General features: G+C 45.0%; 15 protein-coding genes. 1 reads left to right on the top strand and 14 read right to left on the bottom strand.

The window, feature by feature from the left end; genetic code table 11:
- From nirB to OA79_RS03815, 10 genes are all read right to left on the bottom strand, one after another.
- Complete coding sequence (gene nirB / locus OA79_RS03860; protein WP_063331893.1) at window positions 1-2,556, bottom strand: nitrite reductase large subunit NirB; 2,556 nt, start codon at window positions 2,554-2,556, stop codon at window positions 1-3.
- Between the two features lie 40 nt (window positions 2,557-2,596).
- A complete protein-coding gene (locus tag OA79_RS03855; protein WP_231908794.1) occupies window positions 2,597-3,811 on the bottom strand; it encodes an NAD(P)/FAD-dependent oxidoreductase in 1,215 nt (404 codons plus the stop codon).
- Window positions 3,812-3,825: 14 nt separating this feature from the next.
- On the bottom strand, window positions 3,826-4,671 hold the full coding sequence (locus OA79_RS03850; RefSeq protein ID WP_063331892.1) for an ABC transporter ATP-binding protein: 846 nt from the start codon (window positions 4,669-4,671) through the stop codon (window positions 3,826-3,828).
- Between the two features lie 10 nt (window positions 4,672-4,681).
- Window positions 4,682-5,647 carry an ABC transporter permease gene (locus OA79_RS03845; RefSeq protein ID WP_063331891.1) on the bottom strand — a complete coding sequence of 322 codons (966 nt, stop codon included), beginning with the start codon at window positions 5,645-5,647 and terminating at the stop codon, window positions 4,682-4,684.
- Window positions 5,648-5,728: 81 nt separating this feature from the next.
- Entirely contained in the window at window positions 5,729-7,138 is a 1,410-nt protein-coding gene (locus OA79_RS03840; protein WP_063331890.1) for a CmpA/NrtA family ABC transporter substrate-binding protein, read from the bottom strand.
- 311 nt (window positions 7,139-7,449) lie between these two features.
- Complete coding sequence (locus OA79_RS03835; protein WP_063331889.1) at window positions 7,450-8,652, bottom strand: CmpA/NrtA family ABC transporter substrate-binding protein; 1,203 nt, start codon at window positions 8,650-8,652, stop codon at window positions 7,450-7,452.
- Window positions 8,649-9,254 carry an ANTAR domain-containing response regulator gene (locus OA79_RS03830; RefSeq protein WP_063331888.1) on the bottom strand — a complete coding sequence of 202 codons (606 nt, stop codon included), beginning with the start codon at window positions 9,252-9,254 and terminating at the stop codon, window positions 8,649-8,651. The genes OA79_RS03835 and OA79_RS03830 overlap by 4 nt, the downstream gene beginning before the upstream one ends.
- Before the next feature lie 234 nt (window positions 9,255-9,488).
- Window positions 9,489-10,124, bottom strand: a complete 636-nt coding sequence (locus tag OA79_RS03825; RefSeq protein WP_063331986.1) for a response regulator transcription factor — start codon at window positions 10,122-10,124, stop codon at window positions 9,489-9,491.
- Window positions 10,125-10,230: 106 nt separating this feature from the next.
- Window positions 10,231-11,562, bottom strand: coding sequence for an HlyD family type I secretion periplasmic adaptor subunit (locus tag OA79_RS03820; RefSeq protein ID WP_231908793.1), 1,332 nt, complete (start codon window positions 11,560-11,562; stop codon window positions 10,231-10,233).
- A complete protein-coding gene (locus OA79_RS03815) occupies window positions 11,562-13,859 on the bottom strand; it encodes a type I secretion system permease/ATPase (RefSeq protein WP_063331887.1) in 2,298 nt (765 codons plus the stop codon). The genes OA79_RS03820 and OA79_RS03815 overlap by 1 nt, the downstream gene beginning before the upstream one ends.
- A 141-nt stretch (window positions 13,860-14,000) precedes the next feature.
- Between OA79_RS03815 and OA79_RS03810 the strand changes: the two genes are divergently transcribed.
- Entirely contained in the window at window positions 14,001-14,375 is a 375-nt protein-coding gene (locus tag OA79_RS03810; protein WP_063331886.1) for a hypothetical protein, read from the top strand.
- Window positions 14,376-14,490: 115 nt separating this feature from the next.
- Here OA79_RS03810 and OA79_RS03805 read toward each other — a convergent pair whose 3' ends face one another.
- The 4 genes from OA79_RS03805 to OA79_RS03790 are packed head-to-tail and all read right to left on the bottom strand — an operon-like array spanning window position 14,491 to window position 18,067.
- Window positions 14,491-16,440, bottom strand: a complete 1,950-nt coding sequence (locus OA79_RS03805; protein ID WP_063331885.1) for a bifunctional diguanylate cyclase/phosphodiesterase — start codon at window positions 16,438-16,440, stop codon at window positions 14,491-14,493.
- Between the two features lie 10 nt (window positions 16,441-16,450).
- Entirely contained in the window at window positions 16,451-17,173 is a 723-nt protein-coding gene (locus tag OA79_RS03800) for a transglutaminase-like cysteine peptidase (RefSeq protein WP_156486211.1), read from the bottom strand.
- Complete coding sequence (locus OA79_RS03795; protein WP_063331884.1) at window positions 17,148-17,441, bottom strand: DUF1244 domain-containing protein; 294 nt, start codon at window positions 17,439-17,441, stop codon at window positions 17,148-17,150. The genes OA79_RS03800 and OA79_RS03795 overlap by 26 nt, the downstream gene beginning before the upstream one ends.
- Window positions 17,442-17,482: 41 nt before the next feature.
- Window positions 17,483-18,067 (bottom strand): tRNA-uridine aminocarboxypropyltransferase, encoded by a 585-nt coding sequence (locus tag OA79_RS03790; RefSeq protein WP_063331883.1) that lies wholly within the window; start codon window positions 18,065-18,067, stop codon window positions 17,483-17,485.
- Between the last annotated feature and the right edge of the window lie 30 nt (window positions 18,068-18,097).

Genomic DNA, 18,097 nt, shown 5'->3' with positions numbered 1-18,097 from the left:
TTAACCTGCCTTCGCAATCAGTTGCTGTTTTTCTTCTTCTGTCGCAGGGCGAATTTGGTTGCGCTCTTCGACAAATACGACATTGGTATCGTCCCCTTCATAATTGACAAACTGACGGAAATTTTTCAACGCCTGCTCGTCTTGTAAGGTGGTTTTCCATTCACATTGGAAAGTGTCTACTACGTGCTGCATACGGCTCTCAAGCTCGTCACACAAGCCAAGCTTGTCATCAATGACCACCTCTTTGAGGTAATCCAAACCGCCTTCTAAGCTTTCCATCCACACCGAAGTACGTTGTAGGCGATCAGCTGTTTGGGTGTAAAACATCAAAACTCTGTCAATGTATTTGACCAAGGTTTCGTCGTCCAAATCCGTAGCAAACAAATCCGCATGACGAGGCTTCATACCTCCGTTGCCACATACGTATAAGTTCCAACCACCTTCGGTGGCAATTACTCCGATGTCTTTACTCTGCGCTTCTGCACATTCTCGAGTACACCCAGACACAGCGAATTTAATTTTGTGCGGTGATCTCAACCCCTTGTAGCGATTCTCTAAGTGAATCGCCATGCCCATGCTGTCGTTGACCCCGTAACGACACCAGGTACTACCTACACAGGATTTAACGGTTCGTAATGACTTACCATAGGCTTGGCCCGTTTCAAATCCAGCCGCCACCAGCTTTTCCCAAATTTCGGGCAATTGCGGCAGAGTGGCACCAAACAAATCAATACGTTGTCCACCGGTAATCTTGGTATACAAGCCATAGTCTTTGGCCACTTGCCCCAGCACAATCAACTTTTCAGGGGTAATTTCGCCACCCGGAATACGTGGTACGATGGAATAGCTACCGTCCTTTTGCATGTTGGCAAGGAATCGGTCATTGGTATCTTGCAAGCCTATGTGCTCTTTCTTCAGCACATAATCGTTCCAAACACTGGCTAAAATGGAGCCCACGGCAGGTTTACAGATTTCACAACCGTGGCCTTTACCGTGCTTTTGCAGCAATTCAGCAAAGCTTTTAATGCCTTCAATTTTGATTAGGTTGTATAAGTCCTGACGGGTATAAGCAAAATGCTCACAAATGTCGGTACTCACTTCTACCCCAAGTGCCAATAATTCATTGTCGACCACTTTTTTCAATAAAGCAGCACAGCCACCACAACCAGTGGCCGCCTTAGTCACTCCTTTGACATCGCCAACGGACAAAGCCCCAGCGCAAACAGCATCGCTGATGTCTTGTTTACTGACGTTATGACAACTACAAATGGACGCCGTAGCGGGCAAAGCGTCCACCCCCAACGCCGCTGGCGCGCCATCCATACTGGGTAAAATCAAAGACTGGGCATTGTCTGGTAAATCGATAGCGTTTAGATAATATTGCAGTAAGGTGTCGTAGTAGCTGTTATCTCCGACCAACACGGCACCCAACAATTTCTTACCGTCTTCCGACACCACCATTTTACGATAACTTTGGGTCAGCTCATCTTGGTATACAAACACCTTACAACCTTGAGTTTGAGCATGGGCATCCCCAATCGACCCAACATCACAACCCAGCAACTTAAGCTTAGTGCTCATGTCAGCGCCCATAAAGCGCTTGTCTGAGTCACCCATAATATGAGCAACAGCGGCTTTTGCCATACTGTAACCTGGTGCCACTAGGCCAAAAATTCGACCATTCCACAAAGCACACTCACCAATGGCATAAATGCTGTCATCACTGGTAACACAATCGTTGTTAACACAAATACCACCACGCTCACCGATTTCTAATCCAGACTGTCTAGCCAAAGCATCTTGTGGGCGAATCCCAGCGGAAAACAAAATCAGATCAGTTTCAAGATAACTGCCATCGGCAAAATTCATACGGTGGAAGGCTTGCTCGCCGTCAACAATGTTTTGAGTGGCCGTGGCTGTATTTACCTTAACCTCCAAGCCCTCAATCATTTCTTTTAACACTTGGCCACCCGTCTCATCCAATTGCACAGGCATCAAACGTGGCGCAAATTCAATCACACTGGTTTCTAAGCCCAAGTTTTTCAGCGCGTTGGCGGCCTCCAACCCAAGCAAGCCACCTCCGACGACGGTGCCTCGTGTCACTTGTTTGGCACAATCACGAATCGCATCTAAATCTTCAAGCGTACGATACACAAAGGTGTTATCTCTATCGTGTCCAGGCATCGGTGGTACAAACGGGTAGGAGCCAGTGGCCAGCACCAAAATGTCGTAAGACAAGCGCTCACCTGATGCCAATTGCAATGATTTAGCATCTCTCTCAATTGCCACCACCTGACTCTTGGTAAAATAGCGAACCCCATTTTCATCATATAGGCGGCCATCTGTCATGGCTAAATCCGCAGCGGCTTTACCCGTAAAATACTCACTCAAATGCACCCGATCATAGGCTAAATGCGGCTCTTCACCGAAGACATTAATAGCAAATTGATGTTGCGCACCTTGCTCAATCAGCTGCTCAATAAAATGATGTCCTACCATACCGTTTCCCACGACGACTAAACGTGGCTTGTCTGCGGTTAATGTATTTATAGTCATGTCTTTCCCCTTGTCGGAGTTTAGCGTCACAAAAGCGGAATCAGGCGACTTCTGGCTGGCAATAAGCCTCGCCAAATATCAGTCGATCCAGCATGTCTGTAACCTTCGTCTTGTTTTGAATAAGCTGGAAATACCAGCTACCATCGGCGACGTTGCCGTATAGAATAGCGCCAACCAGTTGGCCGTCGTTGACCACCAGTTTGCGATAGTGATTTGCGCTTACGTCTTCAAAGACCAGACAAGCGTCTTGCGCATCAGGCTGAATTGTCCCTACCGAAAATAGGTTAATACCTGACACTTTTAATTTGGTTGGTGTCGGCGTGACGGTAAAATTCGCGGCATTACCTGCCAACACCTGAGTTAATACTTTAATTTGCGACCAAATAGGCGCCACTAAGCCAAAGGTTTGTTGCTCGAATTCGCAACATTCTCCTACAGCATAAACATCTGCGTCAGAGGTGGTCATTTGCGCATCCACCAAAATGGCCTTTTTTACCGCCAAACCAGTTTGCTGCGCTAATTGTGTTTCAGGTACGATCCCCGCCGCCATGATCACCAAATCCACCGGTTTTCGCTGACCATCACCATGTAGCAACTGGCACACCGTCCCCGACGTATCATGAATAAATCTCGTTGGGCTATCGGATAAACAAAATTCAATCCCCATCGTCTCAAGACGATTTTGCAATAAGCTGGCCGCGGCCGCGTCCAATTGTCGATTTAACAAATGACCACTGCGATGGAATACAGTGACCTGATGACCTCTTTTTACTAAACCAACGGCGGCTTCTAAACCCAGTAAACCACCACCGACAACCGCTACTTTTTGTTCAGCAGGGAGCGCCGACATACGGTCGACATCTTGCCAAGTTCGAAACCCCATTACGTTGTCAGCATTGGCACCCTCAATGGGCAATAGGTTGGCTTTGGAGCCAGTCGCAAATACTAATTTGTCATAATCCATCACACGACCAGACGACAAGGTTACTTGTTTATGTTTACTTGAAATACTAACCACTGGGTCTTCAGCAATAATATCAACGCCGGTTTGACGCATTGTTTGTAAATCCACCAACGGCATGTCTTCATCACTAATTTCCTGAGCCAATAACGAAGACAACATAATGCGGTTATAACCCACTTTCGGCTCTTCACCGATTAAGGTAATCGCCAGCTTAGCGGTTGCCCCCTGTGCTAACTCTTCCGCTAATTTACTGCCCGCCATTCCGGCACCCACTATGACTATTCGCATCATGATGAATTACCCTGTTACGCGTTAGCCACTTTCGCGGCAGACGAACTGGTGGCTTTAGTGGAGCCATTGATCGGTTCAACCTTGCGTTGCTTTTCATACAAAAACGTCAGTACTTGAGCACGATAATCCACATACTTCGCATCGTTTGCTAATGCCAAACGATCACGTGGTCGTGGCAAGTCCACATCTAAAACCTCACCAATCGTCGCCGCTGGGCCGTTGGTCATCATAATGATGCGATCCGATAACAACACCGCCTCATCCACATCGTGAGTAATCATGATAACGGTGTTGTTTAAGTCTTTTTGAATCTCCATAAGAGAGTCTTGCAAGTGAGCTCGGGTCAAGGCATCCAAAGCACCAAATGGTTCGTCCATTAACAATACACTTGGTTCCATTGCCAAGGCTCTGGCAATGCCGACACGCTGCTTCATCCCACCAGAAATTTCATCTGGACGCTTATCTGCCGCATGCGTCATGTGTACCAAATCTAAGTTATGCATGATCCAGTCATGCATTTCTTTTTTCGATTTGGTCTTTTTAAAGACTTGCTTCACCGCCAGTTCAACATTCTGGTAGGACGTTAGCCAAGGCAACAAGGAGTGGTTTTGAAACACCACCGCACGCTCTGGCCCTGGACCTTTGACTTCCTTGCCATCAAGAAGCACACCACCTTCTGTGGCGTCATACAAACCGGCCACTATGTTCAGAACGGTGGATTTACCACAACCTGAATGGCCAATAAGGGACACAAACTCTCCCTTCTTAATTTTTAAATTCACCCCATCCAAGGCTTTAAATGACCCCTTGGGGGTGGGGAATTCGATGGATACCTGACTGATGTCTAGATGCGTCGCCATGATCATTCTCCTATCGTAAAATTTGTGTCTTATCCCAAGACACAAAACGCTGAACCATCAACATGGCTCGGTCTAATAAAAAGCCAATGAAACCTATCATCAACACCGCCACCATAATGCGACCAAGAGAATTAGAGCTGCCATTTTGGAACTCGTCCCAAACGAACTTGCCCAAACCTGGGTTCTGCGCCAGCATTTCTGCGGCAATCAAAACCATCCAAGCAATCCCTAAAGACAAGCGCAAACCGGTAAACATCAATGGAATAGCCGATGGAATCACAATCTTCATAACATGAGTAAACCAGCCTAAACGCAATACTTTTGACACGTTCAACAAATCCTTCTCAACGGCCGCCACACCGACCGCCGTATTAATTAAGGTCGGCCACATGCAACATAGAGTGACCGTGAACATGGAGGTTAAAAACGATTTAGAGAAGATCGGGTCATCCGATACATAGGTCGCACTCACCACCATGGTGACAAGCGGTAACCAAGCAAGAGGTGACACGGGCTTAAAGACTTGAATTACCGGGTTTAGCGCACTGTACACCGCATTATTCAAACCGATCAAAATGCCTAATGGAATGGCAATCAGGCAGGCCAAGCCAAAGCCCGCTAGGACGGTATACAAACTGGTAAAAATTTGGTCAAAGAACGTCGGTTTGCCGGTATAGCTGCGAATTTTGCCCACATAACTCGGGTCTTTTGCCTGACGTTTGGCAATTCTGTCTTCCTGACGCTCATAAAAGCGCTGTTCTTTTACCCTTTCGTTCTGATGTTCACTAATCAGGTTACCCCATTGCTCATAAACGACGGCAGGACCGGGAAATACACCCAGTGAGGTGTGTACTCGGCTGGCACCCACCTGCCAGAGCATAATAAAAATAAGGATTCCACACAGAGGCAAAAGAAGGCTTTTGAGAGAAATCTGCTCTAGCTTTTCCTTTAAAGAGTGGATGGATAAATCTGACATGGCGATATTCCTGCTAGTTGTAAAACGGCGAACTCACTCATCTTGCAGTGGACCTAAATAAGCCCACTGCTTAATAAGTCTTTAAATCTGATCATCACCTTTCAGACCAATCTGAAAGCTTTTCAAGTAATCATTTGGATGCTTACCGTCATAAGTAATGCCGTCAATAAAATCACTTTGTGGCGATTTAAAGCCATCTTCCGTTGTAAAATCAGGGAAATCAGAAGCCTGCATAAAACCGTCTTCAATCAAAGATTCAGCCGCTTGCGCGTAGATATCAGGGCGATACACTTCTTTCGCCGTTTTCATGAACCATTCATCAGATTTAGGCTCTGCGATTTGTCCCCAACGGCGCATTTGAGTCAGATACCAGATCGCATCACTGTAGTAGGGATACGTTGCGTTATGACGGAAGAACACGTTGAAATCAGGCACCTCACGCTTATCGCCTTTTTCGTATTCAAATGTTCCCGTCATACTGTTTGCAATGACATCGTAATCCGCGCCAACGTATTGGCTTTGCGATAAGATTTTTACCGCCTCTGGGCGGTTAGCATTGTTGTTTTCATCTAACCATTTCGCCGCTCGAATCATGGCTTTGACTACGCGAATATGAGTAATGGGGTACTCATCAGCCCACTCTTTACTAACACCAAATACTTTTTCTGGGTTGTTTTTCCAGATTTCATAGTCGGTGATCACAGGCACGCCAATGCCTTTGAATACTGCTTGTTGGTTCCAAGGTTCGCCAACACAGTAACCATGTATGGTGCCGGCTTCCATTGTCGCGGGCATTTGGGGCGGTGGCGTCACAGATAACATAGCATCGGCATCAATTTGACCACTGGTGTCGCCTTTCGCGGGCGCATAATACCCAGGGTGAATACCGCCAGCCGCTAACCAATAGCGCAATTCATAATTGTGAGTTGAGACAGGGAACACCATCCCCATATTGAACGGCTTACCTTCTGAACGGTAGCGGTCCACGACTGGTTTTAAAGCACTTGCACTAATAGGGTGAACCGGCTTACCGTCTGCGCCTTTGGCAATGTTGGGTTTCATCTCTTCCCAAACGTCGTTTGAAACGGTAATGCCGTTACCGTTCAAGTCCATGCTAAATGCCGTAATGATGTGCGCTTTAGTACCATAGCCAATCGTTGCACCCAATGGCTGCCCTGCTAACATGTGCGCCCCGTCTAATTGACCGTCAATCACTCGGTCTAACAATACTTTCCAGTTCGCTTGCGCTTCCAAAGTAACGTAAAGACCTTCGTCTTCGAAATAGCCTTTTTCATAAGCAATGGCCAGTGGAGCCATATCTGTTAGCTTAATAAAGCCAAACTTCAATTCTTCTTTTTCTGGGTAATCCAATTCCGCTTGAGCAGCACCAGACACCAGCACAGAACTTAACAATAAAGTGGCCGTAGAATTTCTCGCTAACCCGATCAAATTAGGTAACCGTAAAACCGTCTCTAAAGACTTTAAATTCATTTTCACTCTCCGCTTTAAGACACAAAAAAAGGCGCATGCAAATCACACAATTGTGTGTTCGCAGGCACCTTTGCCATTCATAAACGACTCTACATTGAGCCTTCAATCCTGTGGGTGACAATCAGCATCATTGCTCATTCCACCAAAATGTTTAGATGATAATCTATCAATATATAAACTTTAGCATGATATGTGCCAAAACAAATAAAGCATTGATTTCAATGGATTTAATTATTTAACCACCTTAATTCACGCAGAAAATGTCTTGTTTCTGCGCTCAAATCAGGCACGACGCACCATAAGATGGCCGATTAATCCTCTGATTTTATAAACCCTTTCAAGATGCCTTTCGGGTGAAGTCTCACCCGCCCTTTCGCAATATCCTCTAGCCAAGTCGATTCTTGCAATGAGCTTAAAGGCCATTGCATTTCTTGATCAAGGTCGCCTGAGGCACGTTCATATATGTCCTGACGATACACTTGCTTAGCCATCGCATTTAAATTCGCTGCTTCGAGGCTTGGCAGCTGATGCCAGCGATGCATTTGCCCCATAATCCATAGAGCGTAACTGGGTAAAGGGCGATTAATCTCTTGGCCTGAAAAACGCTGATACGCCTCCATCGGCCAATCAAATTTGCCTTTCGGTTTAATCGCACTAAAACCGTACACCAATTGCTCAACACTGCAATTTAGATAATCGGGATGACTTAAAATACTCAATAACTCCGTCTGGTTATCTGGATGATCAACCCATTCACACGCTTTTTCTAAAGCTCGAATCACAGCGAGATGGGTCAATTCATGTTGTTCAGCCCAAGAGGAATTCACACCAAATACTTTTTCTGGTGTGCTCCCCCAAATCTCATACCCCGTCACCAGTAAATGGCCTACCCCAGCTTCAACCGCTAAACTGTTCCAAGGCTCCCCGACACAATAACCATCTATGTCACCAGCCTTTAGACTGTCGATCATTTTCACTGGAGGAATAACAACAATTTGCACCTCTTCATCCGGATCAATACCAGCACGAGCCAACCAATCTCTAAGTTGATAATTATGAGAAGAATATGGGTAAACCACAGCGAAGCGAAGCAGTGGCTTACTGTGCTTTGCACGATCCTCGATATAGCGCTTCAAGGCGACACCATTTCGAATATCACTACTGTGCGCCACATACTTCGTTAGCGCTTCATACAAGGTATTGCCAACCGTAATGCCATTGCCATTATGGCTCACTGTAAAACTGGTTTGCATGGCGGTTTTTAATGTCCCAACACCCAGGCTTGCCGCAATCGGCATGGATGCCAACATGTGTGCACCCTGTAAGATATTAAACGTCACTTTATCGCGAATGCTGGCCCAAGATGCTTCTTTTGATAGCGTTACTGAGACCCCTTCAGCTGCAAAAAAGCCCTTCTCTTTGGCGATGACAAAAGGCGCACAATCAATTAAAGGAATAAAGCCAATCCGCACAGTCTGTTGAGATTCTAACGAATTATTTACCGTCGACGTCATTTAGAAGCTCCCATAATTTCCATCACTGAAATGATATTACGAGCCACTTCGGTCATTCTTTGACTGCGATCCATCGCTAATTTTCTGAGGGCTTGATAAGCCGCTGGCTCATCACACTGTTGATGCTTCATAATCAACCCTTTTGCTTTATCAATTAGCTTACGATCTTCCAACTGAGTTTTTACCGTTTCAAGCTCAGAGCGTAATGCTTGAAACTCCCTAAACCGCGCGATAGCCACCTGTAAAATCGCCTTCACACTGCCACTGTTCACCCCATCGACAACATAAGCACTAACGCCAGCACGAATGGCCGCTTCAACGTGCCTAGAATCGTCTTCTTCTGCAAACATCACAATGGGTCTTGGATTATCTTGGGTGAGCCGAGACATGTTTTCCAACATATCTCGATCTGGAGATTCAATGTCAATGATCACCATATCTGGCTGACATTCCATGACGGCCTGACTTAAGTTCAAAGCATTTTCAAGACGACGGATTACACGGTAGCCACTGTCTAACATAGCTTGCTCGACAATCGCTGCTCGGGCAGGTTCGTTATCAACCAACATCACAGTTAATTCATTCTCTGGGGGCGCAGACATGGTGCACTCTCTACCTATACAAGCTGAATTTCACTGTATGAAGCAAGATATGCGCCACTAAGGTACATGAATAAAATGTTGGGGGAGAAATAGGCAAGAACAGGGCCCAACAGAGACGAGAGAACCTAAAACCAAAGACTATTCGAAGACAAATACGGTGACATTCAATGAGTTTTGAGACACAAATTCATAGAGAAGCGCGAAAACTGTGCGCTATTTTTAGGAGGTATATTTTTAGCGCACTGAAAAGTGACGCTTTGCTTTCAATGCTAACGCAAGACGGTCACGAGTATCTGTTTTTTTGAAAACAGAAGTGAGGTGCGCTTTCACGGTTCTTTCAGTTATGGCCATCTCAGTTGCCACCTGCTTATTCGAAAATCCTTCTGCGACATAACGCACTACGTCCAATTCGCGCTCAGACAAACCATCCATTTCCAGAGAAGGCGAATCGACCTGTTCCGCTGACTGACTAATTAATTGTTGTATAAAGGCTTTGCCACCCCAAATCTCCCCCGAATCAATCACTGACATCACCAGAGACAACTGCTCTTCCCCGATATAAGGGGCACATTGACCATTCACACCAATAGAGAATAGACGTAACGCGGCTTGCTGACTGGCTTGGTTTGGAAACACCACCATATTATGATTTGAAAACTCTGATTTTAACGTCACAACCTCTTCGACTTGACTCGAAAACGAATCATCCGCTAAGTACACAAAACAATATTGAAATGATTGTTGAGACTCAAGAAGCGCATGACGGGACGCCACTAAGCTGTCAACTCGAACAAGCTCTGCTCCCTGCGGGACAACTTTTAACCAATGCTCCCAAACGGCATCGTCTGTATTCCAACACAAAATTTTCAAAATCAATCTCGTTCAGTTTATTAAGCTGTAAACATTGTATCTAGCTTACAAGACAGGGTTGTTAACATTTGTTATCACAATGACATGAAAGCTAAATTTTTTGTAATTATCGCTCTCGCAATGCATTTTGTTTGGCTTTCAAAATCGGTTTCAACAAATAATCTAACAAGGTCTTTTTCCCTGTAATAATGTCCACACTGGATTGCATGCCAGGAATAATTGGCAACGGCGCTTCCTTCGTCCCTAAAAAGTTCTTATCCGTTCTGACTCGGACTAGGTAAAAACTGTTGCCTTCTTCATCAAGAATGGTGTCCGCGCTAATATTTTCCACCGTACCGTCCAAGCCACCAAAAATCGCAAAATCATAAGCAGACAGTTTCACCACTGCGGGTAAATCTGGTTGAATAAAACCAATATTTTCTGGGCGTACCTTAGCTTCGATCAACAAGGAGTCTTCAATCGGCACGATTTCCATCATATTCATGCCCGGCTTAATTACCCCACCCACCGTATTAATTTGAATCTGTTTAACAATGCCCTTTACCGGTGAACGTACTTGCGTTCTAGAGACCTTGTCTTCTAACGACACACTCGCTTCGCGAATCTGATCCAACTTACTGCGTACATTGGTTAGCTCTTCTTGTGCATCCGCACGAAACTTCGCCACACTTTCTTCCAATTTACTTTGCGCCTCTTTAAGCGCAGAACGGGCACGAGGAATCGCCAACTGAGTCGCTTCTAGATCCCCTTGTAATTGATTCACTTCTCGTTCCAATTGAAGCAGTTCGACTCGTGATACAGCCCCCTGCTCGAAGGCGGGACGCGTTAACGCTAACTCTTCTTTTGAAAATTCATAGCTCTGCTTGAGGTTATCAAGCTTCGCCTGCATTTCTACAATTTCTTGTCTCTTTTGCTCAATCTGCTGTTCAAAACCCACTTGATTGGTTCGCAATGATTCTGAACGATTTTTATACAGATCCATCTCGCGATTCACCACAGACGGATAATCGTTTCGTAACGCTTCATCAAATACCGGTGATCTGCCGTAGGACTCGCCTTGTAAACGTGCAGCCCTAGCTTGCAAGTTAATGAATTCAGCTTGCTGTTCCCGCAGGGAAGACAAGGCTTCCGTATTCTCAATGGTCATTAAGATCTGACCAGCATTGACCACCTGACCTACTTTGGCGTTAATTTCTTTTAAAATCCCCCCTTCCAAGTTCTGAATTTGCTGAACCTGACTAGAAGGAATGACTTTACCCTCACCGACCGTCACTTCGTCTAATGAGGTGTAATAAGCCCAAACCAGAGCCGACATAATAAAGATAAAAATCACCCATAAAATGATGCGCCCACCTTTTGGTGTTTTCAGCATCAAGGCGGCATTTCGATCTGATAAATACCCTAAATCACTTTGTGAGACTGTACGCTTACTCATCATTAACTTACCTTCAGCTTGCCTTGACGAAGCGCTTCGTGTACTTGCGCTTTCGGACCATCTGCAATTAAACGGCCATTATCCATAACGATGATGCGATCCACCATGTCGAGCATAGACGCTTTGTGAGTAATCAGGATCAAGGTCTTGTCTTTTAACCCTTCCATCAAACGTCGCTTCATTCTTGCTTCGGTCGTGTTGTCCATGGAGGCCGTGGGTTCATCCAAAATCAACACTGGCGGATCAAATAACAACGCCCTTGCAATCGCAATACTCTGACGTTGGCCGCCAGACAGTAAGACACCTCGTTCTCCGACCAAACTGTCCAAACCATTTGAACGACGATTCGCGAACTCAGACACACCCGATAGCTCAGCCGCTCGAATGATTGCATCGTCTTCCATGTAGGGCGCACCCATGATGATATTGTCTTTGATGGAACCATAAAATAAGTTGACGTCTTGCGATACCGAGCCCACATTGCGACGTAAATCAGTTGGATTGATTTGTCGAAGGTCCACGCCATCAACACGAATCGCTCCACTGCTCGGCGTATACAAGCCTGTCATCATCTTACCCAATGTCGATTTACCGGAACCAATACGTCCAATAATCGCCACTTTTTCCCCTTCCCTGATATTAATATTAATGTCAGTCACGGCCGCCTGATCTTGGTCAGGGTAAGAGAAATTAACGGCATCAAATTGAAACTCTCCTTTGAATACAGGACGATGCACAAACTTAGTGTCCTCTGGATTTTCTACAGGTGATGACATGATCTCATTTAATGAAGAAAACGCAGATTTAGCTTGATTGTAGCGAGTCGCTAAACTGGCAACTTGCGTCATAGGACCAAGAGCACGCCCTGTTAGCATTACGGATGCGACTAGCGCCCCCATGCTCATTAAGCCCTCTGAAATTTGGTACACACCAACGATCACGATCACCACGGTGGTCAGTTGCTGTGCCACCATGGCAAACGACGACGTGGACTGAGACAGTTGACGTGTCTTAACACCCCAATCGGCGATATTGCCAACCGCGTTTTCCCATTGTTTTTGTAAAACACCTTCCGCGTTATTTAATTTCACACTCTCAGCATTATATAAACTCTCAATCAGGACGGCGTTTTTCTGCGAGGCGGTTTTCTGGCTCTCTTCGATAGAACGTTTAAGGGGTATTTGGATGATGATGCTGTAGATCAAAATCAACGCAATTGTAATAATCGGAATGTAGCCGACTGGGCCACCAATTAGCCAGATCACCCCAACGATCAAAAACATAAACGGAATGTCTACTAGAGTCGTAATGGAGGCAGAAGTGATAAAATCACGGATACTTTCAAACTCTTGTAAATTCTTCGCAAACGCCCCCACCGATTTCGGCCGAGACGCCATGGTGATGTTGTTCACTTTAGAAAAGATCGAAGCTGATATGAGAATGTCCGATTTCTTTCCTGCGATGTCGATAAAATACGCTCTGAGCATGCGCAATAAAAAATCAAAAAAGTACACGGCGGCAGCACCAATAGCCAATACCCACAAAGTATCAAACGCATTATTCGGCACCACTCGATCGTATACATTCATCACGAACAAAGGGCTAGCAACCGCAAACATATTGATTAAAAGTGAGGCGATAAAAACATCACGATAAATCCGCCAAGATCCAAGCACAGTTCCCCAAAACCAATGGGCTTTTTTCTGCTGAGCGTCATCTGACTTTTGCGCACGTTTATCAAATTGATAGACGGGTCTGACAAAAAAGCAGTATCCCGTATAAGACGCCTGTAATTCGACTATTGGCAAAATAATTTCACCCTCACCAGATTCAGAACGTAAAATTTTTGCCATTCCTGTTGTATCGTTAATTTCCAACAGCACACAGGCTTGTTGATCGTCTAACAAAAGCACTGTCGGCAACACCATATGAGGAATTTTAGACAGCTTTCGTTTTACAAACCGAGAACTTAATCCAATTCGTTTCGATGCCCGTAAAAACAATTCAGGGGTCATTAAATCATCGGTAATCGGCAGACCTGCTGCAATGGCGTCGGAGGTATAAGGGTTATTAAAATAACGACTTAACAATACGAGGCAATCTAATAGAGGATTAGGGTAATCAAGCGATGTGGCGTTAGCTTGCCATTGCGGCTTTTGGTTCTCCCTATCTGTTTCATCTACTGGGGCATTCTCTGTCACGGTAGAAGCAGAGTGGTCCGTTGTCATATCGTCCGAATGGCGCTGCTCTTCTTGATGGGACGATGAAGAGTTCTGTTCTGAACGGTCCGAGCCAGACATACTCTAATTCTCCTAAGTAAACGAAAAAAACAATTTAAAACCAACAGGATGTAAGTTTTAGACTAGAATAGTAGTTCTCAGCTAAGATGGGAAGTTATCAAAACACTCCACTACAAATTGATACAAACACGGGACACTAAAATGCTCTACGCAAAGCTTAACGAAGACGGTGATATCATAGACGTTGCGACCTCTCAATCAGAGGAATACGGCCTATTAGTAGCCCCTAATGAACCGTCTGTTGCAAAAATTTTAGAGAAAAAATTCACCGCGAACGATCACAACAATACGCAAGAAATGTTGACGAATTCTGATAGCGACATGATGCGTGTACTAGAGGATTTGATTGACCTTCTTTCAGAGAAACGAATCATTCAATTCACCGAGCTACCAACAGCCGCTCAGAAGAAGTTGCTAAGTCGTAAATGGGTTCGTGGCGTTCATAACAGTCAAGATGAAGACTTAATTTCAGACAATGACAGTTTGACCGACCCAGATGGTGATTCATTTATTTAATCACCATCCTGTTTCCCTTAACGCTTAAAAGGGATGATGTCATCCACTCAAAACCGCAATCACAAAAGCCTTCCATACCATTGCTGATATTTGCTTTGGTTTTACCACGTTAGCGTTACATTGATTCGGCACGACCTAATGCAAAACCTTGCCCACCTAGCACATCAAATCGCTGCAATGCGTTAAGTTGCTTTTCACTCTCAATGCCTGTAGCAATCACTTCAATGTTCAAACTGTTAAACATTTTACACAAGCTATGCAAGAAGAAAGACTCTGACTCTTTACCTGCCGCCATACGTGTATAAGACGAATCGACTTTCACATAATTTGGCATCAGCACTTTTAAATATTGAAAGGCTGAAAATTGTTTCCCGACATTATCTATTCCAAATACGATGGCACGATTTTTCAGAATCTTAGCCAAAGCCAGCGCCCCTTGCTCATCCGCAATCACACTTTGCTCTGACATCTCAAACACCAATAACGCGCGTGCCGCATCATCAAGATGTGACAAGGTTTTGTCCAACCAAGCGATAAATGTCTCATCCTGAAGAGAAGAGCCAGACAAATTGATGGTTAATGGCTGAGTGACTTTTTTACCATTAATCACGCCCAACACTTTTTTGATAATGACCTGATCAATTTGCGCGGTAAGGTGATACTGCTCTGCTAAGCCAATAAAAAAGCCTGCATGAAAGTCTTTACCGGCATGACTCAAGCCCATAAATACCTCTTCATGCAAAATCTTGTCTTGCTCAGCCAATTCATACACCGCTTGCTTCTTCAAACTGAAGGCATTATTCGCAATGGTACTTTCAAGAATCCCTTTCCATTCAGAACGGTTAATTGACAAGGCTTGCTTGGTATTCAAGTCATACACGGAAACCCGATTTCCCCCCCCTCGCTTCGCTTCACGAAGCGCCGCATCGGCCTGAGCCATAGCGCTGCCTTTACTGACCTGACCATCAATGGTGACAGCGCCAATATTGCCCACATAGGAAGAATAACTGATATCCGCCTGACTCAACTCCAAGAGCGCCATCATCAGCGCGTCCACCAGCTGTTTAAGTTGCTCATGATCAAAGTTCGGCACCAATAAGACAAAGTCTGCGCCGGATAACCGCGCCAGCGTGGCAAAAGACGAAATAGCCGCCACTTTCTTCTGTAGAATATCCGCCGCCGCTTGAATAAACATATCCGCTGACTCGTAGCCTCGCTCGTTATTCAATTTACCTAAATCGGCCAAACCAATCAGTGCCAAACCATCAATCCCTCTTTCCGGTTCAGCAAAATGCGACTTCATCTGACTCTCAAAAAAGTGGCGGTTACCTAAGCCACTTACAGGGTCTTTAAAGGCTTTAGCTTGTAGCCATTGTGCGGTTTCTACCTCGGCAGCGAATTCCTTTTCCAATTTTTCTGCCATGCGATTCATCGACAACACGACCGACTTTAGCTCTCGTGTTTTTGGCACATTCTTCATCTTCATGAAACGACGCTGTTGAATGGCTTCGGCTTGTTTTTCCAACTCAGCCAACGGTTGGAACAAATACCTCAACGCGATGCTGCCCAGCACCAAAGTAACAGTACCAATAATGAAAAACGACAATAAAATATGACGTGAAGCCAACCATAGCTGCTGATAACCGTATCCAGCACTGCCCGTGACATAGACTTGCCCTAACTCATTCCAACCACTAGAAATGACGGCTTTTGCCACCGGCACTTTAAAATCGATCAAATGGATAAACCAGCTTGGCACGCCTTCAATTTGAGTCTCATTATGTCGTACTAAGTCTTTTTCTGTCGCGTATACATGGATTTTTACTTCGGAGAAATACCCACTGTCGAATACCGCATTCATGCTGCTTTCTACTGACGCATAATCTTCAAATGCCATGAAGTCAGACACCGACATGCTTAACGAGGTCGCTGTATCTTGAGTTGTCGATTCCAGCTGACCGATTAAATAGCCCTTTGTGGTATCAAAGTTGATCCCCATAACCACGGCCAGCATTACTGAAAAAATGGCTACTATGGTTAACATTAATTGGCGGAACAGCGTCATCCAAGTTCTCCTAATTTGAAATCGTGTTTAAACGATCATTTAAATCTGTCCACAAGCTTAGGCGCGAGGAGCCCCCAACCAAGACACCACGCCCTTTTTCTTTGGAAAGCCAAAGATTTTCAGCATTAAACGAATATATGGGCAATAAGTCGTTGCGTTTTGACGCGGGCTTCAATTCTTTATCTAAATTATCCAGCAACACAGGAACAGAAGTAGGCTTGTGATAATACGCCAACACCATATGATGCTGATTTAAACGTAACGCCTTGACGTATACCAAACGCAGTTTATCATCCACCACCCCAAGCTCACGCAAGGTAAAGTATTTTGCAATGGTGAAGTCTTCGCAGTCGCCTGCCCGCATCCCTAAAAATTCAATGGGGGTCGCCCAGTAATCATCCTTGCCCCACAGATCAATATCATCAACAAAATCCATTTGATTGAAGAAATTATTTACCTTGGCCAATTTATCAACAATCGGTAAATCTTTTGATTCATCGATTAAGCGTCGCCAAGCCAGAACCCGCTTTTCGGCATCAGCTCCATAAACCTCGCCAGCTTGTTTCGCAAGCTTGCGATATTTATCCGATATTTCAGCGTAAACATAAAAAGAAGAAATGAGACATGCGAGCAAAAGCAAGCCGAATAAAAGCTTGCGATTAAACACTCGACCAGGCCAAAGACGATACTGGCCTTTTTGGCGTGAACTATTTTTTAGACTGAGACTTAGCATCAAAAGCGGCTAATTGCTCGGCCGTGGCCTTTGGTTGATGTTTCACCTTCCAAGCCTCATAGGGTTCACCGTACACATATTCACGCGCTTCATCATAACTTACTTCAACACCTTGATTTTCAGCTTCTGCCATATACCACTTACTCAAACAGTTTCGACAAAAACCTGCAAGATTCATTAAGTCAATATTTTGTACTGTTTTGTTGTCATCTAGGTGTTTTAACAAACGACGCAATACCGCCGCTTCAATTTCAGTTTGCTTATCCACGATTTATCTCTCCACCTCATTTCAAATTGACTGCCCACCACCTAACGGTGTTGGTGTTGCTTTGGTTGTCGACGCCACTGCCAAGCATGAGCCTGTTGCATAAAATCACGTAAACCTTGCATATCTTCTGCACACAGCTGTTCAATGCAATAAGCACACGCTTCCAAGGTTGATAGTGCCTGATCATTTGGTGACTTTCTAATGGCATAGGCCCCAACAGGTGGTTGCTCAAACGACAACCTTTTAAAACCGTGCAGAAGCGGTTCACTGAGTAGCAATTTCTTTGCTTTTCGCCAAGTAGCGTCAAGCAAAATAACCCCTTCTATTTGGCTTTTTTGACCCTCAGTAATCGACTCAACAGGTGTCGCCCCCTGACCGGGAAACAACACACGCCAAGTGTTGACATCTAAGTGCGACAAACGCGACACATCATCACTATCAATACACTCTACTGATGGCAAAGCCAGACGCAATAACGTGACTGTATTTTTTGCGTGTGATGCCTCTTTACGATCTTGTACAACCAAAATCTTCAAGCGACTTGTCAATAAGGGTATCCAGGCGCAAACACATTGTGACTGTAAGAAGCCACAAACCTCACACTCAGAACGTTTATTAGACGTCATCGACGCGGCTCCCATGGCTTAACATGAGCA

The organism is Marinomonas sp. TW1, assembly GCF_001625355.1.
GTDB lineage: Bacteria > Pseudomonadota > Gammaproteobacteria > Pseudomonadales > Marinomonadaceae > Marinomonas.
This window is presented reverse-complemented; position numbering and strand designations above follow the sequence as displayed.

Excerpts from the sequence above, each read along its gene's own strand:
- nirB (WP_063331893.1), bottom strand. The coding sequence starts at position 2,556 with ATGACTATAAATACATTAACCGCAGACAAGCCACGTTTAGTCGTCGTG.
- OA79_RS03855 (WP_231908794.1), bottom strand. The coding sequence starts at position 3,811 with ATGATGCGAATAGTCATAGTGGGTGCCGGAATGGCGGGCAGTAAATTA.
- OA79_RS03850 (WP_063331892.1), bottom strand. The coding sequence starts at position 4,671 with ATGGCGACGCATCTAGACATCAGTCAGGTATCCATCGAATTCCCCACC.
- OA79_RS03845 (WP_063331891.1), bottom strand. The coding sequence starts at position 5,647 with ATGTCAGATTTATCCATCCACTCTTTAAAGGAAAAGCTAGAGCAGATT.
- OA79_RS03840 (WP_063331890.1), bottom strand. The coding sequence starts at position 7,138 with ATGAATTTAAAGTCTTTAGAGACGGTTTTACGGTTACCTAATTTGATC.
- OA79_RS03835 (WP_063331889.1), bottom strand. The coding sequence starts at position 8,652 with ATGACGTCGACGGTAAATAATTCGTTAGAATCTCAACAGACTGTGCGG.
- OA79_RS03830 (WP_063331888.1), bottom strand. The coding sequence starts at position 9,254 with ATGTCTGCGCCCCCAGAGAATGAATTAACTGTGATGTTGGTTGATAAC.
- OA79_RS03820 (WP_231908793.1), bottom strand. The coding sequence starts at position 11,562 with ATGATGAGTAAGCGTACAGTCTCACAAAGTGATTTAGGGTATTTATCA.
- OA79_RS03815 (WP_063331887.1), bottom strand. The coding sequence starts at position 13,859 with ATGTCTGGCTCGGACCGTTCAGAACAGAACTCTTCATCGTCCCATCAA.
- OA79_RS03810 (WP_063331886.1), top strand. The coding sequence starts at position 14,001 with ATGCTCTACGCAAAGCTTAACGAAGACGGTGATATCATAGACGTTGCG.
- OA79_RS03805 (WP_063331885.1), bottom strand. The coding sequence starts at position 16,440 with ATGACGCTGTTCCGCCAATTAATGTTAACCATAGTAGCCATTTTTTCA.
- OA79_RS03800 (WP_156486211.1), bottom strand. The coding sequence starts at position 17,173 with ATGCTAAGTCTCAGTCTAAAAAATAGTTCACGCCAAAAAGGCCAGTAT.
- OA79_RS03790 (WP_063331883.1), bottom strand. The coding sequence starts at position 18,067 with ATGACGTCTAATAAACGTTCTGAGTGTGAGGTTTGTGGCTTCTTACAG.